The sequence below is a fragment of the Megalodesulfovibrio gigas DSM 1382 = ATCC 19364 genome, from assembly GCF_000468495.1.
Lineage (GTDB): Bacteria > Desulfobacterota > Desulfovibrionia > Desulfovibrionales > Desulfovibrionaceae > Megalodesulfovibrio > Megalodesulfovibrio gigas.
The window spans coordinates 2,977,745-3,000,798 of record NC_022444.1 but is presented as its reverse complement, the minus strand read 5'-3'; the positions used below and the strand labels follow the sequence as shown (position 1 = coordinate 3,000,798).

Below are 23,054 nucleotides of genomic sequence, written 5' to 3'. Positions count from 1 at the left end.
GAGGGCGGTGGATGATTTTTTTGCGGGGGGGTGGATTATTGCTTGCTTTGGAGAATGATTTTCCATAAAGAATGAAAACTGAAGTCTTTGAACAAGCCCTGTCCCGGAGCCTCTCTTCATCACAATGGCGACGCAATGGTTGCCGGTGCAACATCATATCCACACAGGACCAGGAGCATGCCATGGCGAATGACAAGAAGACGCTGACCACGGCCTTCGGCGCCCCCGTGGGCGACGATCTCAACAGCCACACTGCCGGCGCCCGCGGCCCGGTGCTCATGCAGGACGTGCACCTGCTGGAGAAACTCGGTCATTTTGACCGCGAACGCATCCCCGAACGCGTGGTGCACGCCAAGGGCGCCGGCGCGTACGGCTATTTTGAATGCACAGCAGATGTCTCCCAGTACACCCGGGCCGGATTCCTCACCAAGGGCAAGAAGACGGACGTCTTTGCGCGCTTTTCCACCGTGGGCGGGGAAAAGGGGTCTGCCGATGCCGAGCGCGATCCTCGCGGCTTTGCCGTGAAGTTCTACACCGAGGAAGGCAACTACGATCTGGTGGGCAACAACACCCCGGTGTTCTTCATCCGCGATCCGCTGAAGTTCCCGGACTTCATCCACACCCAGAAGCGCAACCCCAAGACCAACCTCAAGGATGCGGACATGTTCTGGGATTTCCTGTCCCTGACGCCCGAATCCATCCACCAGGTGACGGTGCTCTTCTCCGACCGTGGCACCCCGGCCACCTACCGCAACATGAACGGCTACTCCAGCCACACCTATCTGTGGTACAATGCCGCCGGCGAAAAATTCTGGGTGCAGTACCACTTCAAGACCGACCAGGGCATCAAGAACTTTACCCGGCAGGAGGCCGCGGCCATGCGCTCCGCCGACCCGGACCATGCCACCCGCGACCTCTTCCAGGCCATCGAACAGGGCGACTCCCCTTCCTGGACCCTGGAAATGCAGATCATGCCTTATGAGCAAGGCCTGAACTACCGCTACGACATCTTCGACATCACCAAGGTCTGGCCCCATGCGGACGTGCCGCCCATCGTCATCGGCAAGATGGTGCTGAACCGCAATCCCGAGAACTACTTTGCCGAGGTGGAGCAGGCCGCCTTCAACCCCAGCAACTTCGTGCCCGGCATTGCGCCCTCGGCAGACAAGATGCTCCAGGGCCGGCTGTTCTCGTATCACGATACGCACATCCACCGCCTGGGCTCGAACTATCATCTCATTCCCGTCAACTCGCCCAAGCATCGCCCCGAGGCCAGCTACCAGCGCGACGGCGCCATGCGCGTGGACAACGGCGGCGGCTCCGGCCCCAACTACTGGCCCAACAGCTTCAACGGCCCCGGCCCGGATCCCGATGTTCGCGCACCCTTCCTGCCCGTGGAAGGCGTGGCCGGTCCGCAGCCGTACCCGCATCCCAACGACGACTTCGAGCAGGCCGGCGCGCTGTACTCGAAGGTGATGACCGATGAGGACCGGACCAACCTCGTCGGCAACATCGTGGAGCATCTGGCCGGCGCCCAGCGGCGCATCCAGCTGCGGCAGGCGGCCGTGTTCTACAAGGCCCACCCGGAATATGGCACCCGCGTGGCCGAGGGCCTGGGCCTGCCGGTGGAGGAAGTGCAGCGTCTGGCTGCCATGACCAGCGAGGAGCGCGCCAAGGCCACAGCGGCGTAATGTCGTGTGGTGAGTCGGAAGGCGTTGACGTCTGGCGTAAAACGATTACAGTTGGTTGCATGTGACCAACCCCCGGGCCGGTGCGGCGAATACGCTGCGCCTGCCCGGGCTTTCCCACGAATATCAATGGAGGAGGATTCATGGAGACTGCCCTGAGCAAGGAACAGCGTCGCGAAAAGGTCATTGAAGTGCTGAACAAAGCCCGCGGCATGGAGCTGCATGCCATCACCCAGTACATGAACCAGCACTATGCGTTGGATTCCATGGACTACGGCGAACTGGCCCGGGACATGAAGCTCATCGCCATCGACGAAATGCGCCACGCCGAGCAGTTTGCCGAGCGCATCAAGGAACTGGGCGGCGAGCCCACCACCGAGCTGGCCGATGTCGTGACCAAGGGGCAGGACGTGCGCGTCATCTTCCCCTTTGATGCCGGTCTGGAAGACAACACCATCGACATCTACAACCAGTTCCTGGAAGTCTGTCGCGAGATGGGCGATAACATCACGGTGAAGTTGTTTGAAGCCATCATCGAGGAAGAACAGACGCACTACAATCACTTTGATAACGTGGGCACCCACATCGCCAACCTGGGCGATGTGTATCTGTCCAAGATCGCCGGCACCTCTGCTTCCACAGGCCCGTCCACCAAGGGCTTTGTGCTGCAGCCGTAGGCATTCGGCCGCGCGTGATGCCTGGGGGGCGGCCCGGTTGCCGCCCCCTGTCATCATGATGCCAGATCGAATTACAGCGTATTGATGAGCATGCGCGTGCCCACCACATACAGCAAAATGGCGAAGGCTTTCTTGAGCTTGGGCACGGGCAGGCTGTGCGCCAGCTTCACGCCCCAGGGCGCGGTGAGCACACTCACCAGCACAATGCCCAGCAGCGCCGGCAGATACACGAAGCCCAGGGAGTACCCCGGCCGCTCGGCCACGCCGAAGCCGTTGAAGATGTAGCCAAGGGTGCCAGCCACGGCAATGGGAAACCCGATGCCGGCAGAGGTGCCAATGGCCCGGTGCAGCGGCACGTTGTGCCAGACCATGAACGGCACCGAAAGCGTGCCCCCGCCAATGCCCACCAGCGCCGACACCACGCCGATGACCCCGCCGGCCCCCAGCATGCCGCCCATGCCGGGCAACTCGCGAGACGCCTTGGGCTGCTTGCCCAGGAGCATCTGTGTGGCCACGTAATACAGGAAAATCACAAAAAAGATTTTCAGCGCCGTGGTGGGCAGGGCAGAGGCGATGAATGATCCGCCAAAGGTGCCCAGCAACACGCCCCCGGCAATGCCTTTGACGATGCTCCAGTCCACCGCGCCGCGCTGATTGTGCGCACGCACGCTGGACACCGACGTGAAGCAGATGCTGGCCATGGAGGTGGCCAGGGCAAGCTGCATCATGATGTCGTTGGAAATACCTTGCTTGGTGAAGCAAAACAGCAGCATGGGCACGATGACCAGCCCGCCGCCAATGCCGAACAGGCCGGCCAGCAGCCCGGCCAGGGCACCGACCATTACATACATGACAATCAGTTCAAACACGGGAGTTCTCCTTACGCAGTTTGGCCCAAGCAAGGGGGCTACCGCTTGGGAAACGGCCCGTCAAGAGGAAGCAGGGTTTGAGCCGCTGGCGCCATCTTTACATTTGGGGGCGATGTGGGATATGAACACCGATTCTTTCCAGGCTGCAATTGGAGTGTGTACATGGACCCGAAAGACATTGAATATTTCCGGAACCTTCTCCAGAAAATGCTTGAGGAGGCCCAGTCCAAGGGCGAGGCCACGCTGGAAGACATGAACGAGATGGAGATCTTTGCCGATCCTGCCGACCGCGCCACGGTGGAATCCGACCGCACCTTCACCCTGCGGCTGCGTGAGCGCGAACGCTACCTTATTAAGAAAATTCAGGAAGCCCTGCAGCGCATCGAGGAAGGCGAATACGGCATGTGCGAGGATTGCGGCGAGGAAATCGGCGTGCCCCGACTCAAGGCCCGCCCGGTCACCACGTTGTGCATCCACTGCAAGAGCAAGCAGGAGACCGAAGAAAACCTTCGCGGCGAATAGCCTTTTTGCATAGCCGGCGTTGCGCCGAGTCCGGGAGCGCCCATGGAGGCCAGTTTTTTTCGTTGTCTGGCCGTTGAACTGGCCGCATTGTGTCGCGGGGCGCTTGTCCGCAAGGTGTACGGCCCTGCCCCGGATGTGTTCGTCCTCACCCTGGATCGTGGCGGCCTGGCCTCGTCCCTGGTGATCCGGCTGGGCCGGCGCGATCCCTGCCTCTTCCCCTCCAGCATCACCCCGCCCAACCCCCCTGCGCCTTCGGCCACGGTCATGTGGCTGCGCCGCCATGTGCAGGCGCGGCGGTGCATGGAGTTTGTGGCCGACTGGCCCCAGCGCCGTCTGGCCATCCGCCTGGGACCTGACGACGGCGAGGGCTGGTGCATCATCGATCTTCGGCATGGCCTGTTCCTGGCCTTGACCCTGGACGAGCTCCCGCAGCACTGGACCATCCCCCCGCAGTCCGGCTTTGTGCCGCCGGACGTGCCGCCCGTCTGGAATGCCGCCCCCGAGTGGCCGTCGCTGGAAACGCTGCTGCAGCAGGAAGACATCTGGCGCACGCATCCGCACATTTCCCCCCCCTTGCGCAAGATGTTGCTGACCCTGCCGCCGGATGTGGCCGGGCCCATGTATGCCACGGTACAGGCCGGCGGCTGCGGGGCGTTCTATCTGTATGATGCGGCCGGCCCCTTCGTCTGGGCCGATCCCACTGCCGCTGAGCCGCCGCAGGTGTTCACCAGTGCGGCGGAAGCCGCCGCCGAGGCCGGTCGCCGTCAGGTGCTGCCGGCGGTGGTCGCCACCCAGCACAAGGCCGAGACCGATGCCGCCAGCGCGCGCCGCAAGCGCCTGTCCCGCAATCTCAAGGCCCTGGAGCAGGAGGAGCACCGCCTGCACGGATTGCTGCTCCAGCGGGAGGAAGCCTTGCTGCTGCAGGCCAATCTGTTCCGGCTCAACGCCCAGGAGAAGGCAAGGCGGGTCAAGGTGATGGATGCGCACGACGCCGAGGTGGTCCTGGAGCTGGATCCGCGCCTGACCATTGCCGAGAACATGGCCCGCCGCTTCCGGCAGGGAGCCAAGGCGGAACGTGGCTTGGAGATTGCCAGGACGCGGCGCGAGGTCATCGAGGCGGAACGCGCTCGGATTCTGGAGCATGGCGCGCCGGCCGCGGCGACTGCCGGTGCCGGCCAGCCGCCCCGGGCCCGTCCGCGTCCGAAAGTTTCGGAGGGGGCAGAGGGGTTCCGCCTGTTCCGCTCTTCGGACGGGTTCCGCATCATGCAAGGCAAGAATTCCAAGGCCAACCACAGGCTGGTGACGCGGGAGGCCAATGCCTTCGATTACTGGCTCCATGCGGCCGATGGCCCCGGCAGTCATGTGCTCATCAAGCGCGACCACGCCGGGCAGGACGTGCCCCGCCGGACCATTGAGGAAGCGGCGGTGCTGGCTGCCCTGCGCAGTTGGCAGGCCGGCGAAGGCAAGGTCCGCGTGCTGCTGGCCCTGGCCAAGGACGTGCACCCGATCAAGGGCGGTGCGCCAGGGCAGGTTCGTGTGGATACGCTGCTGGAGACGGTGCAGACGGCCATGATGAAGGACCTTGAACTGCAACTCGCCATAGTTTAGAGTACGTTGTTTTTGAAAAGAACTCTCGGGGGAAAACCTTTCTAAAGAAAGGTTCTTCCCCCGAACCCCTTTTCCAAAGATTTTTTATTGTGATTCAAGGGCACTATTAAAGTTTTGGAAGGGGAGAGCGCGAGAGGGGAGAACCTTTTGCAAAAGTTTTCCCCTCTCGCAATGTCCTTTTTCAAAATTACAATGCTCTAAAAGACTATTGCGAGCGGCAAGATCCTTTCGCCAGACAGGGATGCCCCGAGAGCATTTTTCAACAATACAATTGACACGCGAGCAAAAACTGCTTGCCGGTGCTCGGCGAGTAGATTGCCACATGCCAAATAAAACGAGGAGTCGTTCTCTGTGGGGAACGACTCCTCGTGGCGTGATCATCGTATTCGAATCCGACATCGCCCTGTGCCGGCGCAGGGGAAGCTTATTCCTCGCGCGTGATGGCGGCGCGCAGATCCGGATGCAAGGAAACGAGCTGCAACAGCTGGTCCGTCCTGGTGAAGAGCCGCTCCACCAGGCTGCCGCACATGGCCTTGTACAGGGTGTAGCCGAATTCGTGGTCCGTATCCATGAGCTGGCGCAGGGAAGCGGCCTCAATGGCAATGCACTCCGTCTCTCCCTGGCTCACGGCGTCGCTGCGGTAAATGCCGTTGGGCAGCAGGGCGGGCCAGCCGAAGCAAGACCCGGGCGTGATGACGGAAACCGTGGCGGTGATGTCCCGTGCAATGGCTTGCTCGGAGAGCACTTCGCCCCTGTGGCAGATGAAGAAGTGATGCGCCGGTTCGCCCATGGCATAAATGCGCTCGCCGTCTCCGGAACGACGCATTTCGGAAATGGGCACCAGACGGGACAGCATCTCAACCCCGACAGAGCGGAGCATGGGAATTCTGAGCAGATCAACGGTGATGGGGGCTGGCATGCTCGTCTCCTAGACCGTAAGCAGCATGATGATCGATACGCACAAGAACGCCACAGTTGCAAACGCCGTCAAGCCAATGGGAGTGGTGGCGGTTTCCAGCGCCGGCCGGATTTCTCCCTGCAGTTTCTCCCGCGCCTCCTTGGGCATGAGCAACAGCATGGGACTCAGCAGCCACGTGGAAAAGCGCCAGGGGGCCTGCGTATGCACCCGCGCCAGCCAGGCGAACAGGCCATCCACCACCAGGGCCTCGCACCATGCATTGAGCCGGTTGAACAGGGAATCCATGGCGGCATAAAAGATCAACGCCAGGCGGCGGTACACGATGTCCACATCCAGATTGATGCCCTTGACTGCCGCTGGCAGCATGCCGGCGCGCAGCAGCACCAGAAACGCCAAGCCGGTGAAGAACAACACCTGGAACTGGGAAACCAAGTGCCCTGCAGAATACAGGTGGTAGTCCATGGCGTTCGGCAGCAGGCTGTAAAACGCTGACGGGAACAGGCCGACGAGCAGGCTGGCCCCTGCGGTCAAGGCCATGCCGATGCGCATGCCCCAGGGCGCTTCGGAAACCGCCAGTCCCTGGTAGGAGGTGGGGGCTGTCGGCTGCCCGAAGGCGACATACACCACGCGCAGGCCGGCAAGGAACACGCCGGCGGAGGCGAACATCAGCAGCATCCATACGGTGCTCAGGTGCGCCTCGGCCGTGGCGGAAATGATCAGGGATTTTCCGGCAAAGCCGCAGAACAGGGGCACGGAGATGGAAGCCACGCCGGCGCAGGCAAAGGCGAAGGTCCATGGCATCTGACGGGCCAGTCCGCCCATGCTTTGCAACCGGGTGGCCTCGCAGGTGCCGGCCTGGGCCAGCACGGCGCCGGCGCTCATGAACAGCAGGGCTTTATACAGGATGTGCACGAAGGCATGGGCGCAGACGCCGTTGATGGCCAGCTCGCTGCCGATGCCGATGCCGATCATCATGAAGCCCACCTGATTGATGAGGCACCAGGCGAGGGTGCGCCGCAGGTCGTTTTCAAGCATGGCATACAGCAGCGGGAACACGGCCATGACTGCGCCGATCCAGATGAGCGTCTCTTCCCCGGCAAAGCTGCGCGCCAGTACGTACACCGCGCCCTTGGTGGTGAAGGCGGAAAGGAACACCGTCCCTGTGGGGCTGGCGTTGGGGTAGGCGTCCGGCAGCCATGCATGCAGCAGTGGCCACGCGGCATTCACGCCAAAGCCCAGGAAGATGAGCAGTCCGCCCGGTGAATCCAGCCCGATGGGCCCGAAGGCCAGGGAGCCGGTGTGGTGCACCCGGAGCACAATGCCGGCCAGCAGCAGCAGCCCGCCCACGGCATGGACCAGAAAATAGCGGAACCCGGCACCGCGGGCTGCGGCATCGCCCCTGGTCCAGATGATGACGGCTGCGCACACGGTCAGGCTTTCCCAGAACAGGAACAGGGAGAGCATGTCCCCGGCAAAGACCACGCCCTGCGCCGCGGCGGCGTAAAGCATGGCAAAGACGCGTTCCGTATTATCCTTGGACTCCCAGGCGTAGACGATGCCGAAAATGGCGGCCAAGTGGAAGATCAGTCCGAAAATGAAGGAAAGCTTGTCCACTTTGGCCAGGATGACTTCCTGCCCAAGAAACGGCAGCACAAAATGCACGCCTTCCGGGATGGCCAGCAGGTTGCACAGGGACAGCACGGCGAATGCCAAGGCCAGGCCGGCACGCACTGGCCGTGCCGAGAACAGGGGCAGCGTCAGCGCGCCCAGCACGAGCAGGAAAAATGGCGGCAGCAAGAAGGGCATGTCAGCTCCTGTCCGTGTCGTAATAGTCTGCCGGGCGCTTCACCAATGGCCGCAACACGAAGCCCGCCGCCAGGCACATGGCGCCGCAGACAACAAAGGCGAACACGCCGAAAAATCCCGGCACGTTTTCCCAGGGAAAATGCGCGTGCATGTCCACAAACAGCCCGGCAAGCACAGAGACGCATGCCAGGACAAGCAGTACGAGAAAAGGTCTATCGATAAAGGCCGATGTCGATCGGGTGTTCATGCCTGCTCCCTAATGTCTGCCGCCCATGCCCGCAAAAACAGCCGCGATCAGGAAAGCAACGCCCAGCGCCATGGCGGCGGCGAACACTTTTCCGTATCCCGGGCGGGGCGCATAGGCAGTTGGCTCAACTTCGTGCTGGTTGCCGGTCATGGCCATTCCTCAGCAGTTCTCATCCATTACATGCCGGAGATTCGCGCCGCAGCCATTTGCGCCAGCTGCAGAAACGGTTGCGGATAAATCAGCAGGGCCACGCTGATGACCGCCGTGATGGCGGGAGGCGCCACGCAAAATCCCTGGTATGGATAAAATTCTTTGTGGAAGTGCACCGCAGCGGCAGGTTCCTTGAAAAAGGCGCGATAGATGATGGGCATGAAATACGCCGCATTCAGCAGAGAGCTGCCCAGCAGTACCACCATGAAGACGATCTGATCAGCGTCCAAGGCTCCCTGCAGGATATACCATTTGCTGATGAACCCGCCGCATGGAGGCAATCCGATGATGGACAAGGCCCCCAGGAAGAATGCAGCCATGGTCACGGGCATGGCCCGGCCGAGGCCGTCCATTTCGCTGATCTTGGATTTGCCGGTGGCAACAAAGATTGCCCCGGCGCACATGAACAGCGTGATCTTGCCGAAGGCGTGCAGGGCGATGTGCATGAGGCCGCCCGTGAGTGCTTTGGGAGAAAGCAGCGCCGCGCCCAGCAGGATGTAGGAGAGCTGTCCGATGGTGGAAAAGGCCAACCGGCGTTTGAGGCCGTCCTGGGAAAGGGCGATGAGGGAGGCCACGATAATCGTCACCGAGGCGATGGCTGCCACCAGATTGCCCAGATTGAAGGCGGCCAGGATGTCCACCCCGAAGACATGGGTGATGACCCGGAAGACGGAAAACGCCCCGACCTTGACCACTGCCACGGCGTGGAGCAGGGCGGAGACGGGCGTGGGGGCCACCATGGCGGCCGGAAGCCAGCTATGAAACGGCATGACCCCGGCCTTGGCGAAGCCGAAGACGAACCCCAGCAGCAGCAGGGCCGTCATGCCTGCGGTGAGGGCGATGCCAGTGCCGCCAGCCTGCGCCGTCATGTGGCCTGGACGAAGGACTGCTTCGGACAGGATGCCGTGGGGCGTGAATTCCAGGGTCCCAGCTATCCCGAATACCGCCACCATGGCTGGCAACGCCAATCCGATGGATGCGCCTACAATGTAGCCAAGGTACTTGCGGCCGGAGCGTCGTGCCTCTGCATCCTGGTGGTGTGTGACCAGTGGCCAGGTGGCAAAGGACAGGAGTTCGTAAAAGAGGTACAGCGTGAACAGGTTGGCGGAGAAAGCCACACCAATGGTGGCGCACAGGGCCAGCGCAAAACAACAATAGTATCGCGTCTGCGCATGCTCGTTTTCCGTGCGCATGTAGCCGATGGAGTAGCAGCTGGTGAGAATCCACAAGGACGAGGACACCAGGGCGAACAGCAGGCCCATGGCATCCACGCGCAGCGCCAGGGTCAGTCCTGGTGCAAAGGTCGCCACGTGGCACGCAGGTTCCTGCCCGGCCAGTACGGTGGGGATCAGCGAGAGCACCAACAGGAATTTGATGATCGCCGCGCCGAATGTCCAGCCTTCGCGAATGTTCGGCGATCGCGACGTGGCGATGCCGGCGATGGCGAACAGGCTGACCAGGACCGCAGCCAAAGGAATCAGGGAGGGTACGAGCGCCGGAGCAGTCATGGAGCAATCTTCCTAGAGCAGCGTCGGCGGCAGGGCCGAGTCGATGAGGTCCACAAGCCAGGGAGTGGCGAAGCCCAGGGCGATGCACGAGATCGCAGCCACAATCAGAACGGCGACCATGGAGAACGGTGCTTCCTGCAGCACGATGGCGTCGTGCCCGTCGCCATGGCTGCCATGGCCATCGCTGTGTCCATCCTCGCCGTGGCCGGCAGTGCCGTGTCCGTGTCCGGCTTTCATCGGTTCAAAAAAGCCGATCTCGAACACTCGGAAGAACAGGATGACGTTGACGAGACTGGAGAGCAGCAGCGCCACCACATAGGCGTATTGCTGTTGCTCCATGCCGGCGCGCAGCAGATACCACTTGCTGAAAAAGCCGCAGGTGGGGGGGACGCCGATCATGGCGATGGCGCCCACGGCCATGGCGCCCATGGTTACCGGCATCTTGCCGAATGCGCCTTTCAGGTCGGTCAGCTGGATGCGACCGAGCTGATGCGTCAGGCAGGCGGCAGCGAGAAAGACTGTCACGGTCATCATGGCATCGCCCACCAAGTGCAGGGCCGCGCCGGTTACGCCCATACGGGTGCCAAGCCACGTGCCGCCCACCATGTAGCCCACCTCGGAGAGGATGATGCAGGTGAGCATCCGTTTGAAGTCCTTGGCGGCAAGGGCCATGACCGCCCCGACGATGATGGCTGCCGTCCCTGCCCAGACCAGCAGGTCGGTCATGGCTGGCATGCTGTAGGCCATATCGGGGGTGAAGATCGTCAGCACCATGCGCAGCACCACATACACCATGACCTTGGTGGTCATGGGGCCAAGCAGGCTGGCGGCGGTGGAGGAGGAGAACGTATAGGCATTGGGCAGCCAGGCATGCACGGGGAAGCAGGCCATCTTGATGAGCATGCCCAGGACCATGAGGGCAAAGCCGGCAAGGATGGTCGGCTCCTGCGCAATGGGCTGGATGCGCTGGGCAAGATCCAGCATGTCCAGCGTGCCTGTCTTGATGTACAGCAGCCCCACGCCCAGCAGATAGAAGGATGCGCCGATGGTGCCGATGAACAGGTAGTTCAGCACGGCATGGTAGGCGCGGGGGCGGCCGATGGCCAGCAGCGCATAGCCTGAAAGCGCCGTGATTTCCAACAACACGTACAGGTTGAAGGCATCCGCAGTGATGGTCATGCCCAGGTGGCCGCACAGGGCAAGCTGCGCCAGGGTATAGAACGCTGGCTCCTTGCCGAAGTGCTCGCGCTCCACCGCTGGTTTGGTGCCGGCGATGACGTACAAGGCCACCACACTCATCACCGCAAGCACGGCGGCGTTGAGGCCGTCCACGCGATAGGTGATGCCGACGGGGGCCGCCCAGCCGGCCAGCTTGTAGAGAACAGGACCGTGCTCCAGTACGTGCACCACCAAGGCTATTCCCATGCAGGAGCAGGCAGCGGCGGTGAACAACGCAAAGTAGAACGATCGCCTGCCGCCCAGCCACCCATGCAGGGTGGTGATGAAGGCCATCAAGAGCGGCACCGTGACCATCAAGGCCGGGAAGTGGGGGCTCATTTCCGCAACTGTTCCAGGATTTCAGGTTCTTCCAATGTCTCGTGCTCTCGATACACCTTTTGCACCAGGGCCAGCGCCACGCCAAGGGTGGCCACGGAGACCACGATGGCCGTGAGCATCAACACGTGAGGCAAGGGATTCAGATAGTCTGCAGCACGCACATGCAGGTCATGCCCATGCGCGCCATGCGCGTCGATGATGGGCAGCGTGGCGTTGGTTTTGACGGAGATGGAAATGTAGAACAGCATGATGGCAGTCTGGAAAATGCTCATTCCAAGAATCTTCTTGGGCAGGTTCCGCTTGCCTATCATGGCCCACAACCCGATGCACATCAGGAAGATGAAGCCAGCATAGTTGTATTTTGTGGCGATGATGTCCAGGAGCATGTCAAACACGGCGTCCCCCTACAGTCCTTCGTCGCAGCGGCCGGCGCTGGCCAGGAAGTTGTACAGCAGGATCATCGTGGCCATGACGGTGAAGCCGACGCCCACTTCCACTACAAAAATGCCGAAGGAGCGTGAGGCGACCGGGTCAAGTCCAAAGAGCGGCCCCAGGAAGCTGTAATCCAGGAAGTTGCCGCCGTAGAGCATGGCGAGCACGCCCGTGCCGGCATAGATGAGCACACCAGTGGCGACAAAGACGAACATCTTGCGCTCGGCGTATCGGTCGCAGGCAGACTGCAAATCATGGGAAATGGCCAGCAGAATCCAGGCTGAGCCAAGGATGACGCCTCCCTGGAACCCGCCGCCGGGGCTGTGGTGGCCATGGGCGATGACGTAGAGACCGAAAATCTGCAAGAATGGAATCATTAACCTGCAGACTTTGGCTGTGATGAAGTCGTAGCGCTGGCTGACAGACTCAACCCGCTTGAAGCTGGAGCCCAGGGGCAGGTTGATGCGTCGGGCGCTGCGGATGAGGATTCCGGTTTCAAGGTGCCGATACAGTTGCTGGCCGGACACCTCGCAACCAAGCACCCGCAGGATGAAGAAACACGCCATGGCCGCAGTGAAGACCACCGCGGTTTCGAACATGGTGTCGTAGCCCCGGTAGTCGGCCAGCAGTGCGGAAACGATGTTCGGCACGCTGGTTTCCGGGATGGCCTGCTCGATGTAGTGCGGCGAAAGATGCAACGATGCCGGCGAATTGGGGTCTCCCCAATCGGGAAAGTTCGTCGCCACGTACAGCATGGCCACGCCAAGCAGCACACAGCTGATCCAGGCAAGCGCTTTCAATCTGTCGTCCTCCTGGAAGTGCGGAAAATGGCCGCGATGAACAGCACGGTGGAGACGCCGGCACCCACAGTGGCTTCGGTAAAGGCCACGTCCACTGCGCCCATGATGGCCCACAACACGCACATCATGAAGCTGTATGCACCGAAAAAGAGGGCTGCGGACAGGTTGTCCTTGATGGACAACGACGCGATGGCGCAAATGATCACCAGGGTGAGCACCAGATTGTCGATCTGCCAGAACATCAGTTCTCCTCCTGCGGCGTGTCATCGGCCGGCGTGGACGCGCCTTTGCGTTTCGACCAGAAGTCGTGGCGGCTGGCGAGGCCTGCATCGACGATGGCATGCGTGGCCGTGGGGCTGGCAAGGAAGATGAATACAATGATGAGCATGATCTTGAGCGCTGTCAGTACCGTGCCCAAATTCACATGCTGCAGTTCAAAGATGGCGCAGCCAGCCAGCATCATCAATGCGCCGAGGCTGTCCAGCTTGCCGGCAGCATGCAGGCGGGCATAGAAATCTGGAAAACGGATGATCCCGACCGTGCCGCCGGTGTAAAACACCAGTCCCAGCACGTTCAGGGCGATGCAAACTATAATGATGGCTTGTTCCATGGCGCAGCTCGTATTGCAGTGGCGTGTGCAGACGCTATTTCTTGGGTGGCGTGTAGTAACACACTTCGCGATTCTGCCCCCGCCGCTTGTGGAAATACTTGGCCGCTGCGATGACGGCGATGAAGTTCAACATGGCGTAGGCCAGGGAAATATCCACAAACATTTCCGGCCGACCGTACAGAAAGCCGATGAGAATCAGCAGCACCGTGGTCTTGGAACCGATGGCGTTCACGGACAGGATGCGGTCCAGCACTGTGGGGCCAGCGATGCCCCGGTACATGGAGGCGATCATCAGCAGTACAAGAAACACGCCCGTGTACAGGAAAAACTGGTCCATGGATCAGACCTCTCCAAAAAGCTTGGCAATGCGCGTTTGCATCTCGTTGGTCTCCGCTTTGAGCAGGCCTTCGGCAATGCCGCTGTCCAATGCATGCACGGTGAAGACGCCGTCGTAGTCCACTTCCACCGTGATGGTGCCCGGCGTCAGGGTGATGGAGTTGGCCAGGGTGACCATGGCCAGCCGGCTCTTCAGGGTGGTCTTGAACGTGATGAGATGCGGGTCGATGGCACGTTCCACGTCCTTGGCGAAGCACAGCTTCAGGACATAGATGTTGGCCTTCCAGATTTCGATGATCAGATAGAGGAAGTAGCCCGGAAAGCCCATCCAGATGCGCCATGTCTGGCTCAGGCGGACAGAGGTGGGCGTGGAGAACAGCAGGTCGTGGGAACTCCAGGCGACAATCAGGCTGGAAATGATGCCCAGGGACAGATGGAACGAGTCGAAGAATCCCGAAAGAATGCACCACGTCAGCATCATGATGATGAAGGTGAGCACAAAACCCGTCAGGCTGCCGCCATTGCTGCCGCCATTGCCGCGACGGTGCTCATCCATGTGTTCGAATGCAGTCTGCGTGTCGTGCGGGACTGAGGACGCCGGCGCAAATGCAACACGCATCGGCTGCTGGGAGGATACTTGATCTGTCGAATTCCCGGAGTGGGAGGCATGTTCTGTCACTGCGTCTGCCCCGTATGCATGGACCAGGATGCAGGGCGCAGCAGTATAAGGCAGGGCAGCGCATGTCCTGGTGTTCAGCGCCGTCGCGCGGCGCGTTATGGTAGCAGAAGGTTGTCCTTGGCCCGCCTGATTGGCTGGAGAAGCATTACACCAGGGGAACGGCTTCTGACAAGTATAATCTGAAATAAATCGGTTGATTGGAGAATCAGCGTGTTCGCCGCCTGGTCATTTGCTGATCCACAGCGCAAAATCTTCAATCAAATGCAGGAGGTTTTGGGTGACGGATTTACCCTGGCGCGTTGGTTCCCCGCCATGGCCTTCCCGGCTGCGGCGTCCCAGCGCCACCACGGCATAGTGTCCCTGGCGGGCCTCCTGCAAAATTGTCTGGGCAGGGGCATCTGAGGCGACCACTTTTTCATGTATTTGTTGTGGGTTGACGCCATTTTCCAGAAGGGCCTCCCGTGCGGTTTGAAACATGGCGGCGCTGCGATCCTCGGCCCGGGTGCGCACGTGCAGCAGTTGCACGCGGTGCCGGGGCGCGGAGCCGAGCATGAATCCCACGTGATCTGCCATGCGCATCGAGGCCTCGGACCCGTCCAGGCACAGGAGTACATCCCGGGATAAGCCTGTCTCAGGTCGGCGACAAATCCATACGGGGAAATCGATTCGTTCCTGGAGGATCCGGTTCGTCGCCGAGTCGTCCAGCAGCTCCTCAAACCAGGAGACGCACCGTTTGCCCAGCACCACGGCGTCGTACTTGCCGGCATGGCCTTCCTGGATGATGTCGTGCACGGTGCCGAAGCGGGAATACACCGCCTTGGTTTCGATCTTGCCAGCGCCGCAGCCTTCAGCCACCAGCCATTCCCGGGCATGCTGCAGGGCTTCGCGCGCCTCGGGGGATTTGATTTCCTCCACCGGCACCTGACGTTGATGGCCGGTTTCGAGGGCGCTGGGCACGAAGTGGTATTCCTGGTCCATGGGCCGGGAGGCGACGTAGAACAGCGTGATGCGCAGGTCGCACAATGCGTCGAAAAAATGGCGGATGAATCGAAGGTTGGACGACGCTTCGCGGTCTGCGGAGACGGTCAGCAGCAGATGTTTTTCCATGCACTCCTCGAACGGGTTGTCGGTAAATGGTGCGGCAGCGGCTTGCGCAGCGGGCGACTATTGCGTACCACACCACTCGTCATGACAGCAAAACACAGACTCCCAGAATGCATTACCCCGGAGCGTGCCGCCAAGGTGCGCCGTGTCGCCACAGCCAGACAGCACGACCTGACCCTGGTGTTGGCCAACATTCACGATCCGCACAATGTCTCGGCCGTGTATCGCAGCTGCGATGCCTTTGGCGTGAGCACGGTGCATCTGTATTATACGGATACCGCCTTCCCTGTGCTGGGCCGCAAAACGTCTGCCTCGGCCCGTAAATGGGTGGAGACACAGCGCCATGCGGATGCCGGGGCCATGGTGGCGGGCTTGCACACGCAGGGAATGCAAGTGTTGTGCACGGCCTGTTCGGAAAAGGCAAGACCGCTGACGGACTATGACTTCACGCGTCCCACGGCCATCATCTTGGGCAACGAGCACCGCGGGGCAGACCCGGAACTGCAAGCCCTGGCGCATGATGAACTCTACATTCCCATGATGGGCATGGTACAGAGCCTGAACGTCTCCGTGGCGGCGGCGATCATCCTCTACGAAGCGTGGCGGCAGCGCATGGCCAAGGGCATGTACGACGCCAGCAGCCTGGATGACGAGGCACTGGAACGACTGGTCCAGACGTGGAGTGCGTGGTAACGTCAGGTACGTGCTATTCCACTTCCCCCAGCCGATTCAGCTTTCTTGCCAGATCCTCCAGCGTGCGCGCGGAATCCATTGCCGCCAGTTGCCCGGCTTCTTCATCGGAGAACAGACCCTCCATGGCTGCCTTGTTGGCGCGGATTCTGGCTTCCTGAAACGGGGTGCGTGCCTGGGACAGGCTGGAGTGCTGCAGGTGGCGCACCCGCAGGTGCCCGGCGCACACGGCCGGAAACCCGGCCAGGGCAGACCGCAAATCCCGTGCGGCATCATCAAACTGGCTGGGGGAGAAGGTGAGATCAAAGCCGCCGCCGGCGTCCAGGGCCGGGCGTGTCAGCAGATGGCAACAGCCCGTCACCGTGGCGGCGGGGCGTTCATGGTCAAAGAGTCCCAGGGCCGGCTCGCCCAGGCCGTTATCCAGGATATGGAGGCGTTCGCGCAGGTCCACAAAGCCGGAGGGGCACAGGGCCGGCGGCAGCAGGTGGAAGTCTGCGGCCTGCAGGGGAAAGGGCGCATGCGGGCCGACAATCTGGCAGCCCACGGCCCCGGCCTGGGGATGCCGCGCGGCTGTTTCCAGCAGCGCCCAGAGCCAGTGCGGGGGGACAATGGCGTCGTCATCCAGAAAGGCCACCCACTGCGCTGCGGCCACGCCGGGTTGTGCCAGCAGCCAGTTGCGGGCAGCCGGTGCGCCGATGTTCACGGGCAGGGTGAGGATGTCCACGGGATGGGGCGCGCGGCGGGCGTAGTCCTCCAGCACGGCCGGGGTGGCGTCGGCCGACCCGTTGTCCAGCAGGAGCACGCGGGCCTCGCCGAGATCGCTGCGGGCCAGGGCGTCCAGGGCCTGGGCCAGGGGGCGGGCCTTGTTCCAGGTATACAGACAGATCACCGTCCTGCGGGACATGGCCAGGGTCTGCGCCGTGGCGCCGCAAGCCCGGGGCAGGAACAGCAGGTCGTGCAGGCTGCAGGCCAGGTTCACATGCCAGGGCATGGCCTGCCAGGCTGGCCGCAGGGCCTGGGCCGCGGCGGCATGGTCGCCGGTCTGGCGCAGCAGGAAGGCGCGGGCCACGGCGATCCAGCCGGCGAACAGCGGGGCGGCGTCTTGCCGTCGATCCAACTGCGCCAGCAGATCCATGGCGGCGGTGGCATCATCATATAAGAGTGTCTGGGCCTGCAGCCGCAGGGCCAGGCCGGCCAGGGGCGGCGGCAGGGGACGGGTGCGCAGCACCTCGCGGCAGCGGGACAGATCCCCAGCCTCCCAGCCGGTCTGCCAGGCTGCATCCAACGAGGCGAGCAGGGTTTTGAGGCGCAGCATGCCCTGCAGCGCAGTGCGGGCGTGTCCGGGCAAAAAAGGCGTCAGCCGTTCCAGGGACAGGAAGGTCTCCAGCAGATCGGGACTGGTGGGCCGCTGCTGCCACATCCAGAAGCCCATGCCTGCGGCTGGTCCCAGAAAGCGGGCATCGTCCGCCGCGGCGGTCAGGGCCTGTTCCAACGATGCCTCGGCGCACACCCGGCCCTGCACGCCAAATTTCCAGAGCAGGAGCCGCCGGGCGAGGGCGTCGTACAGCGCCGGGCCGGGCCAGGCAGGGGAGGGCGACCGATTCGGGAATGTGGTGGATTGCATGGGCATGACTTGCGAAAGCCTCGCGCTCGGGCTAGGGCTAGGGGTGCAGCAGACATGTGGGACGCAATGCATCGTCCTGTCAAGCAGAGGACCACCACCATGGCGGCGTTCGCTTCTTCCGTTTCCTCACAGTCCCCCATTTTTCTGGCGTCCTGTCCTGCGCCGGTGCTGGAGCGCCTGTTGCACGGTGTTTCCGGCCGATACCATCTGGAAACCACCGCCCGGCTGGCCCTGACGCATGCCATGGACGGCCACGCCCTGCGTCGGGACGCCGCGGGGCAGACCTGCGCCCGGCTGGGGGCCTCGCTCCTGGCCCTGGCCTGGGAGTATGATCCCCTGGATGGTGCCCTGGCTCGCGACGCCCTGACCGCCGCCGGCATGGTTCCGGATCTTCCCCTGCCCCGGGAGGCCATGGTGGCGGCGGTGCATCACTTTGAAACTCCGGCCGAGGCGCAGCAGCTGCGTCAGGCGCAGATGGATCGGGATCTGGACCGCGTCCGCCTGCTGTGCGGCCGCATGTTGCTGGATGCGCCGGGCAGCGCCTTCTGGATGCGCGAGGCCGTGGCCCTGGCCGTGTATCGCGGCGAGCTGGACTGGCTGGATTCCCTGCTGCAGCGCTTTCAGGAGCATGCCCCGCGCCCCCTGGCCTGGGTGGCCCAGCGGCTCATGGGCGACGTGCGCCTCTTCGGCGGCGATCCCGAGGCCGCGCGATCCCTCTACGCCAAGGCCATGGCCCAGGTCAGGGCCCTGGAAGGCGGCGAGGGCGAAACCCTCTGCCAGTTGCGGCTGGCGGAAAGTTTCTGGCGGATGGACAGGGTGGACCGCGCTGCCCCTCTCTGGCAGCAGGCCCTCAATCAGCGTCCCTGGCTGACCAGTCATCTGCTGATGGTCCACGACCGACTGGCCGGCATTGCCGATGTCCTGGAGGTTCCCCGGGACCCCGTGGCCATCTGCCTCTACAGCTTCAACAAGGCCGCCGACCTGAATCTGGCCCTGGAATCCATCGCCCAAAGCCGGCTGCACGGCGCGCGGCTGGTGGTGCTGGACAACGGCTCCACCGACGCCACCCCCGGCATCCTGGCTGCCTGGCGGGCGCGGCTCAAGGACAGGCTGACCACCATCCAGCTCCCCGTGAACATCGGCGCGCCGGCTGCACGCAACTGGCTGCTGGCCGCCCCCGAGGTGCGGGCCTGCGGCGACATCATCTTTATGGATGATGATGCCACCGTGCCCGAAGACTGGCTGGAGCGGCTCTTTGCCGCCAAGGCGCGCTACCCCGAAGCCGGCGTCTGGGGCTGCAAGGTGGTGGATGCGGGCGCGCCCTGGCGCATCCAAAGCGCGGATTTCCAGCTGGCGGAACCGCCGCCCATGGCCGAACCCGGCGGATTCGCGCCGGCGTATCCCCGCCGCATCCGCCTTTCCGGCGTCCACCACGAGGATATGGACGTTGGGCAGCACGACTACCTGCGCCCCTGCGCCTCGGTGACCGGCTGCTGCCACCTGTTCACCCGGGAGGGCCTGGAACGGGCCGGCGGGTTCGATCTGCGCTTCAACCCCACCCAGTATGACGACCTGGAGCACGACCTGCGCCTGTGCCGCCGCGGCGAGTTCCCGGTATACCAGGGCAGCCTGGCCATTGTGCACAAGAAAGTCAGCGGCAAAAGCTCCCAGCAGGAGCGGCGCGCCATGGCCAGCTCCCTGGGAAATCTGTACAAACTGGAAATGGACTACACGGATGAAGAGGTCCAGGACCTGCGGGAACGCTGCCTGGCCATGCTCCTGGCAGATATGCACGCCAAGGCCGCAGCCCTGGAAGCCTACGGCATGCGGCCGGTGCGCAGCGCGTGGTGCTCGGGCGTCTGAGCAACGCAGCAGCAAAGAGCCTTCTTTTTTAGTGGCGCACTGCGGCAAAGCAGGGTATGGTGTCCGTTCCTGGCAAAACTGCCCGGAAAGACGCTTTTTCATGCAATACCCCTTGACAGTGTAAGGGGTGTTGGATAGACCAGATGGGCTTTGCGTCGCTCCATGACGACGCGTCACCTTACGGCTTGGTCTCTAAGCCGGGGGGTTCTTTTTATTTTTTGGAGCTTTTACGGAGGAAGGCAATGCCTACCATCAACCAGTTGATCCGCAAGTCTCGCCTTGAGGTGAGCAAGCGCAAAAAGACCCCGGCATTGCAGGCCTGCCCCCAGCGCCGCGGCGTCTGCACTCGCGTGTACACGACCACGCCCAAAAAGCCCAACTCGGCCTTGCGCAAGGTTGCCCGTGTGCGTTTGACCAACCAGATTGAGGTCACCGCGTACATTCCCGGCGAAGGCCACAACCTGCAGGAACACTCCGTGGTGCTGATCCGTGGCGGCCGTGTCAAGGACCTTCCCGGTGTCCGCTACCACATCGTGCGCGGCACCCTGGATACCTCCGGCGTCAGCGATCGTCGTCAGAGCCGTTCCAAGTACGGCGCCAAGCGGCCGAAATAGCCATCTTCAAGTAAGGAAGCCCCCTCATGCCTCGCAAGAAAGGTTCCACTCCCAAGCGCAGCATTCAGGCTGATCCGGTGTACGGCAGCCGTATGGCCGCCAAGTGCATCAACCGCCTCATGCTCAGCGGCAAGAAAGCCGTGGCGGAATCCATTTTCTACAAGACCCTGGAACTGTTGGCCGAGCGTACTGGCGAGCAGCCCATGCGTGCCTTCGAGCGCGCCCTGGACAACGTGAAGCCGCACATGGAAGTCAAGCCCCGCCGTGTGGGCGGCGCCACTTATCAGGTGCCCATGGAAGTGCGCCCCGAGCGTCAGGTTGCCCTGGCCCTTCGCTGGCTCATCAACTATGCCCGCGCCCGCGGCGAGAAAGGCATGGTAAACAAGTTGTCTGGGGAGCTCACGGACGCCTTCAACAATCGTGGCGGCGCCGTGAAGAAGAAGGAAGACGTCCATCGTATGGCGGACGCCAACAAAGCCTTCGCCCACTACCGCTGGTAGTCTGCCTCACGGCCAGAATAGTCCAGGCAAGTCAAGGAGCATCCCCGTGTCACGCGTCGTCCCTTTGAATCGGCAGCGCAATATCGGCATCATGGCCCACATTGATGCCGGGAAGACCACCACGACCGAACGCATTCTGTATTACACTGGCGTTTCGCACAAAATCGGTGAAGTGCATGATGGCCAGGCCACCATGGACTGGATGGTTCAGGAGCAGGAGCGCGGCATTACCATTACGTCTGCCGCCACCACCTGCATCTGGAAAGATCACCGCGTCAACATCATCGATACGCCCGGCCACGTGGACTTCACCATGGAAGTGGAGCGCTCCCTGCGCGTGCTCGACGGCGCCATCGCCGTGTTCGATGCCGTTGCCGGGGTGGAGCCGCAGTCTGAAACTGTCTGGCGGCAGGCGGACCGTTACCGCGTGCCCCGGATCTGCTTCGTCAACAAAATGGACCGCATCGGCGCCAACTTCCAGCGCTGCGTGGACATGATCCGCGACCGGCTGCGCGCCAAGCCCGTGCCCGTCCAGTTCCCCATCGGCAGCGAAGACAACTTCCGCGGCATGGTGGACCTGATCCAGGGCAAGGCCATCCTGTTCGACGATGAATCCAAGGGCTCCAAGTTCTCCATCGAAGACGTGCCTGCCGAGTTCATGGACGAGTTCGATACTCGCCGCCTGGAACTGCTGGAAGCCGTGGCCGAGGAAGACGAGTCCCTGATGGAAAAGTACCTCAGCGGCGAGGAATTGACGCCTGAGGAACTGACCATCGGCGTACGCAAGGCCACCATCGCCATGGTGTGCACCCCGGTGTTGTGCGGCTCGGCCTTCAAGAACAAGGGCGTGCAGCCCCTGCTTGATGCCGTGGTGGACTTCCTGCCTTCCCCCATCGAAGTGCCGGCCATCAAGGGATTGAACACGAACACGGGCGAGGAAGTGGAATGCCCCTGCGACGACAGCCTGCCCCTGGCGGCGTTGTCCTTCAAGCTGATGTCCGACCCTTACGTCGGGCACCTCACCTTCCTGCGCATCTACTCCGGGAGCATCGAATCCGGCATGAGCGTTGTGGTGGGTGCTTCTGGCAAGCGTGAACGCATCGGCCGTCTGCTCAAGATGCACGCCAACAAGCGTGAAGAAATCAAGTGGGCCGGCGCTGGCGACATCGTGGCTGCCGTGGGCCTCAAGTATGCTGCCACCGGCGATACCCTGTGCGACGAAAAGCGGCCTATCGCGCTGGAGTCCATGACCATCCCCGAGTCGGTTATTGAAGTTGCCATCGAGCCCAAATCCAAGGCTGACCGCGACTCCCTTTCCGACTCCCTGGGCAAGCTGGCCAAGGAAGACCCCTCCTTCCGCGTCAAGAGCGACGAGGAAACCGGGCAGACCCTGATTGCCGGCATGGGCGAACTGCACCTGGAAATCATCGTGGACCGCCTCACCCGCGAGTTCGGTGTCAACGCCAACGTGGGCAAGCCCCGCGTGGCCTACCGCGAGACCATCAGCAAGCCTGCCAAGGTGGACCACAAGTACGCCAAGCAGTCCGGCGGTCGCGGTCAGTACGGGCACGTGGTCATCGAGGTCGCGCCCAATCCGGAAGGCGGCTACGAGTTTGTGGACGGCATCAAGGGTGGTGTGATCCCCAAGGAATACATCCCCGCGGTGGACAAGGGCATCAAGGACGCCATGAAGAGCGGCGTCATGGCCGGCTACCCCGTGGTGGACCTCAAGGTGACGCTGGTCTTCGGTTCCTACCACGAAGTGGACTCCTCCGAACAGGCGTTCTACATCGCCGGTTCCATGGCCTTCAAGGAAGCCTGCCATCAGGCCTCCCCGACCCTGCTGGAGCCCATCATGGGTGTGGAAGTGGTGACCCCGGAAGAATACCTCGGCGATGTGATGGGCGACCTGAACTCCCGTCGCGGCCGGGTGAACACCATGGAAGCCCGCCCCGGCGCCCAGGTGGTGAAAGCGGAAGTGCCCCTGTCGCAGATGTTTGGCTATGCCACGGATCTGCGCTCCAAGAGCCAGGGTCGCGCCACCTTCACCATGCAGTTCGATCATTACGAAAAAGTACCGGCCCAGCTGGCCGAAGAAATCATCAAGCGCAAGTAGCTGCGGGCGCCGCAAGAGCACGACCCGTTCTCTACGAGACGAGGAGACCATACAATGGGCAAGGCAAAATTCGAA

At 62.4% G+C, this 23,054-nt stretch carries 24 protein-coding genes; 9 read left to right on the top strand and 15 right to left on the bottom strand.

Going from position 1 to position 23,054, the window contains the following annotated elements; all coding sequences use genetic code 11:
• Window positions 1-182: 182 nt before the first annotated feature.
• Together DGI_RS13225 and DGI_RS13220 are read left to right on the top strand one after the other, a co-directional pair.
• Window positions 183-1,691: a catalase gene (locus tag DGI_RS13225; RefSeq protein WP_021761628.1), complete on the top strand. Its 1,509-nt coding sequence runs from the start codon at window positions 183-185 to the stop codon at window positions 1,689-1,691.
• Between the two features lie 140 nt (window positions 1,692-1,831).
• Window positions 1,832-2,365: a ferritin-like domain-containing protein gene (locus DGI_RS13220; protein ID WP_021761627.1), complete on the top strand. Its 534-nt coding sequence runs from the start codon at window positions 1,832-1,834 to the stop codon at window positions 2,363-2,365.
• Window positions 2,366-2,436: 71 nt separating this feature from the next.
• Here the strand turns inward: DGI_RS13220 and DGI_RS13215 are convergent, their stop codons facing one another.
• The gene (locus DGI_RS13215; RefSeq protein ID WP_021761626.1) at window positions 2,437-3,234 is read right to left on the bottom strand and encodes a sulfite exporter TauE/SafE family protein; all 798 of its coding nucleotides are present in this window, start codon (window positions 3,232-3,234) and stop codon (window positions 2,437-2,439) included.
• Between the two features lie 162 nt (window positions 3,235-3,396).
• On the opposite strand from DGI_RS13215, the gene dksA reads away from it, so the two are divergent.
• Entirely contained in the window at window positions 3,397-3,756 is a 360-nt protein-coding gene (gene dksA, locus DGI_RS13210; RefSeq protein WP_021761625.1) for an RNA polymerase-binding protein DksA, read from the top strand.
• Between the two features lie 42 nt (window positions 3,757-3,798).
• On the top strand, window positions 3,799-5,364 hold the full coding sequence (locus tag DGI_RS13205; protein ID WP_021761624.1) for an NFACT RNA binding domain-containing protein: 1,566 nt from the start codon (window positions 3,799-3,801) through the stop codon (window positions 5,362-5,364).
• Window positions 5,365-5,788: 424 nt separating this feature from the next.
• Here the strand turns inward: DGI_RS13205 and DGI_RS13200 are convergent, their stop codons facing one another.
• The 13 genes from DGI_RS13200 to DGI_RS13145 all read right to left on the bottom strand — a co-directional run bounded on the left by DGI_RS13200 (window position 5,789) and on the right by DGI_RS13145 (window position 15,575).
• Window positions 5,789-6,283: a cyclic nucleotide-binding domain-containing protein gene (locus DGI_RS13200; RefSeq protein WP_021761623.1), complete on the bottom strand. Its 495-nt coding sequence runs from the start codon at window positions 6,281-6,283 to the stop codon at window positions 5,789-5,791.
• A gap of 9 nt (window positions 6,284-6,292) precedes the next feature.
• Window positions 6,293-8,089: a Na(+)/H(+) antiporter subunit D gene (locus DGI_RS13195; RefSeq protein WP_021761622.1), complete on the bottom strand. Its 1,797-nt coding sequence runs from the start codon at window positions 8,087-8,089 to the stop codon at window positions 6,293-6,295.
• A 1-nt stretch (window position 8,090) separates the two neighbouring features.
• The gene (locus DGI_RS18495) at window positions 8,091-8,336 is read right to left on the bottom strand and encodes a hypothetical protein (RefSeq protein WP_021761621.1); all 246 of its coding nucleotides are present in this window, start codon (window positions 8,334-8,336) and stop codon (window positions 8,091-8,093) included.
• 9 nt (window positions 8,337-8,345) lie between these two features.
• Complete coding sequence (locus tag DGI_RS18820) at window positions 8,346-8,486, bottom strand: hypothetical protein (RefSeq protein ID WP_154661672.1); 141 nt, start codon at window positions 8,484-8,486, stop codon at window positions 8,346-8,348.
• 26 nt (window positions 8,487-8,512) lie between these two features.
• Window positions 8,513-10,054, bottom strand: coding sequence for a monovalent cation/H+ antiporter subunit D family protein (locus DGI_RS13185; RefSeq protein WP_021761620.1), 1,542 nt, complete (start codon window positions 10,052-10,054; stop codon window positions 8,513-8,515).
• Window positions 10,055-10,066: 12 nt separating this feature from the next.
• Window positions 10,067-11,611, bottom strand: a complete 1,545-nt coding sequence (locus DGI_RS13180; RefSeq protein WP_027193227.1) for a proton-conducting transporter transmembrane domain-containing protein — start codon at window positions 11,609-11,611, stop codon at window positions 10,067-10,069.
• The gene (locus tag DGI_RS13175) at window positions 11,608-11,997 is read right to left on the bottom strand and encodes a cation:proton antiporter subunit C (protein WP_021761618.1); all 390 of its coding nucleotides are present in this window, start codon (window positions 11,995-11,997) and stop codon (window positions 11,608-11,610) included. Before DGI_RS13175 ends, DGI_RS13180 begins: the two co-directional genes overlap by 4 nt.
• A gap of 18 nt (window positions 11,998-12,015) precedes the next feature.
• Entirely contained in the window at window positions 12,016-12,843 is an 828-nt protein-coding gene (locus DGI_RS13170) for a Na(+)/H(+) antiporter subunit B (protein WP_027193225.1), read from the bottom strand.
• On the bottom strand, window positions 12,840-13,085 hold the full coding sequence (locus DGI_RS13165) for a Na(+)/H(+) antiporter subunit B (RefSeq protein ID WP_021761614.1): 246 nt from the start codon (window positions 13,083-13,085) through the stop codon (window positions 12,840-12,842). Before DGI_RS13165 ends, DGI_RS13170 begins: the two co-directional genes overlap by 4 nt.
• On the bottom strand, window positions 13,085-13,453 hold the full coding sequence (gene mnhG, locus DGI_RS13160; RefSeq protein ID WP_021761611.1) for a monovalent cation/H(+) antiporter subunit G: 369 nt from the start codon (window positions 13,451-13,453) through the stop codon (window positions 13,085-13,087). The genes DGI_RS13165 and mnhG overlap by 1 nt, the downstream gene beginning before the upstream one ends.
• 34 nt (window positions 13,454-13,487) lie before the next feature.
• Window positions 13,488-13,790: a monovalent cation/H+ antiporter complex subunit F gene (locus DGI_RS13155; protein ID WP_021761609.1), complete on the bottom strand. Its 303-nt coding sequence runs from the start codon at window positions 13,788-13,790 to the stop codon at window positions 13,488-13,490.
• 3 nt (window positions 13,791-13,793) lie between these two features.
• Complete coding sequence (locus DGI_RS13150) at window positions 13,794-14,345, bottom strand: Na+/H+ antiporter subunit E (RefSeq protein ID WP_051286614.1); 552 nt, start codon at window positions 14,343-14,345, stop codon at window positions 13,794-13,796.
• Between the two features lie 348 nt (window positions 14,346-14,693).
• Complete coding sequence (locus DGI_RS13145; protein ID WP_021761605.1) at window positions 14,694-15,575, bottom strand: adenine nucleotide alpha hydrolase family protein; 882 nt, start codon at window positions 15,573-15,575, stop codon at window positions 14,694-14,696.
• Between the two features lie 81 nt (window positions 15,576-15,656).
• On the opposite strand from DGI_RS13145, the gene DGI_RS13140 reads away from it, so the two are divergent.
• Window positions 15,657-16,265 (top strand): TrmH family RNA methyltransferase, encoded by a 609-nt coding sequence (locus DGI_RS13140; protein WP_021761603.1) that lies wholly within the window; start codon window positions 15,657-15,659, stop codon window positions 16,263-16,265.
• Between the two features lie 13 nt (window positions 16,266-16,278).
• Here the strand turns inward: DGI_RS13140 and DGI_RS13135 are convergent, their stop codons facing one another.
• Window positions 16,279-17,892 carry a glycosyltransferase family 2 protein gene (locus DGI_RS13135; protein WP_021761602.1) on the bottom strand — a complete coding sequence of 538 codons (1,614 nt, stop codon included), beginning with the start codon at window positions 17,890-17,892 and terminating at the stop codon, window positions 16,279-16,281.
• A gap of 93 nt (window positions 17,893-17,985) precedes the next feature.
• Here DGI_RS13135 and DGI_RS13130 point away from each other — a divergent pair, with 93 nt between their 5' ends.
• The 4 genes from DGI_RS13130 to fusA all read left to right on the top strand — a co-directional run bounded on the left by DGI_RS13130 (window position 17,986) and on the right by fusA (window position 22,979).
• The gene (locus tag DGI_RS13130; RefSeq protein ID WP_158407333.1) at window positions 17,986-19,749 is read left to right on the top strand and encodes a glycosyltransferase; all 1,764 of its coding nucleotides are present in this window, start codon (window positions 17,986-17,988) and stop codon (window positions 19,747-19,749) included.
• A 242-nt stretch (window positions 19,750-19,991) separates the two neighbouring features.
• Window positions 19,992-20,363 carry a 30S ribosomal protein S12 gene (gene rpsL, locus DGI_RS13125; protein WP_021761598.1) on the top strand — a complete coding sequence of 124 codons (372 nt, stop codon included), beginning with the start codon at window positions 19,992-19,994 and terminating at the stop codon, window positions 20,361-20,363.
• 26 nt (window positions 20,364-20,389) lie between these two features.
• Window positions 20,390-20,863, top strand: a complete 474-nt coding sequence (rpsG, locus tag DGI_RS13120) for a 30S ribosomal protein S7 (protein WP_021761596.1) — start codon at window positions 20,390-20,392, stop codon at window positions 20,861-20,863.
• Between the two features lie 46 nt (window positions 20,864-20,909).
• Entirely contained in the window at window positions 20,910-22,979 is a 2,070-nt protein-coding gene (gene fusA / locus DGI_RS13115; protein WP_021761594.1) for an elongation factor G, read from the top strand.
• The last annotated feature ends 75 nt before the right edge of the window (window positions 22,980-23,054 follow it).

Coding starts and splice junctions, on each gene's coding strand:
- DGI_RS13225 (WP_021761628.1), top strand. CDS start 183: ATGGCGAATGACAAGAAGACGCTGACCACGGCCTTCGGCGCCCCCGTG.
- DGI_RS13220 (WP_021761627.1), top strand. CDS start 1,832: ATGGAGACTGCCCTGAGCAAGGAACAGCGTCGCGAAAAGGTCATTGAA.
- dksA (WP_021761625.1), top strand. CDS start 3,397: ATGGACCCGAAAGACATTGAATATTTCCGGAACCTTCTCCAGAAAATG.
- DGI_RS13205 (WP_021761624.1), top strand. CDS start 3,799: ATGGAGGCCAGTTTTTTTCGTTGTCTGGCCGTTGAACTGGCCGCATTG.
- DGI_RS13200 (WP_021761623.1), bottom strand. CDS start 6,283: ATGCCAGCCCCCATCACCGTTGATCTGCTCAGAATTCCCATGCTCCGC.
- DGI_RS13195 (WP_021761622.1), bottom strand. CDS start 8,089: ATGCCCTTCTTGCTGCCGCCATTTTTCCTGCTCGTGCTGGGCGCGCTG.
- DGI_RS18495 (WP_021761621.1), bottom strand. CDS start 8,336: ATGAACACCCGATCGACATCGGCCTTTATCGATAGACCTTTTCTCGTA.
- DGI_RS18820 (WP_154661672.1), bottom strand. CDS start 8,486: ATGACCGGCAACCAGCACGAAGTTGAGCCAACTGCCTATGCGCCCCGC.
- DGI_RS13185 (WP_021761620.1), bottom strand. CDS start 10,054: ATGACTGCTCCGGCGCTCGTACCCTCCCTGATTCCTTTGGCTGCGGTC.
- DGI_RS13180 (WP_027193227.1), bottom strand. CDS start 11,611: ATGAGCCCCCACTTCCCGGCCTTGATGGTCACGGTGCCGCTCTTGATG.
- DGI_RS13175 (WP_021761618.1), bottom strand. CDS start 11,997: ATGCTCCTGGACATCATCGCCACAAAATACAACTATGCTGGCTTCATC.
- DGI_RS13165 (WP_021761614.1), bottom strand. CDS start 13,085: ATGTTCTGGCAGATCGACAATCTGGTGCTCACCCTGGTGATCATTTGC.
- mnhG (WP_021761611.1), bottom strand. CDS start 13,453: ATGGAACAAGCCATCATTATAGTTTGCATCGCCCTGAACGTGCTGGGA.
- DGI_RS13155 (WP_021761609.1), bottom strand. CDS start 13,790: ATGGACCAGTTTTTCCTGTACACGGGCGTGTTTCTTGTACTGCTGATG.
- DGI_RS13150 (WP_051286614.1), bottom strand. CDS start 14,345: ATGGATGAGCACCGTCGCGGCAATGGCGGCAGCAATGGCGGCAGCCTG.
- DGI_RS13145 (WP_021761605.1), bottom strand. CDS start 15,575: ATGGAAAAACATCTGCTGCTGACCGTCTCCGCAGACCGCGAAGCGTCG.
- DGI_RS13140 (WP_021761603.1), top strand. CDS start 15,657: ATGACAGCAAAACACAGACTCCCAGAATGCATTACCCCGGAGCGTGCC.
- DGI_RS13135 (WP_021761602.1), bottom strand. CDS start 17,892: ATGCCCATGCAATCCACCACATTCCCGAATCGGTCGCCCTCCCCTGCC.
- DGI_RS13130 (WP_158407333.1), top strand. CDS start 17,986: ATGGCGGCGTTCGCTTCTTCCGTTTCCTCACAGTCCCCCATTTTTCTG.
- rpsL (WP_021761598.1), top strand. CDS start 19,992: ATGCCTACCATCAACCAGTTGATCCGCAAGTCTCGCCTTGAGGTGAGC.
- rpsG (WP_021761596.1), top strand. CDS start 20,390: ATGCCTCGCAAGAAAGGTTCCACTCCCAAGCGCAGCATTCAGGCTGAT.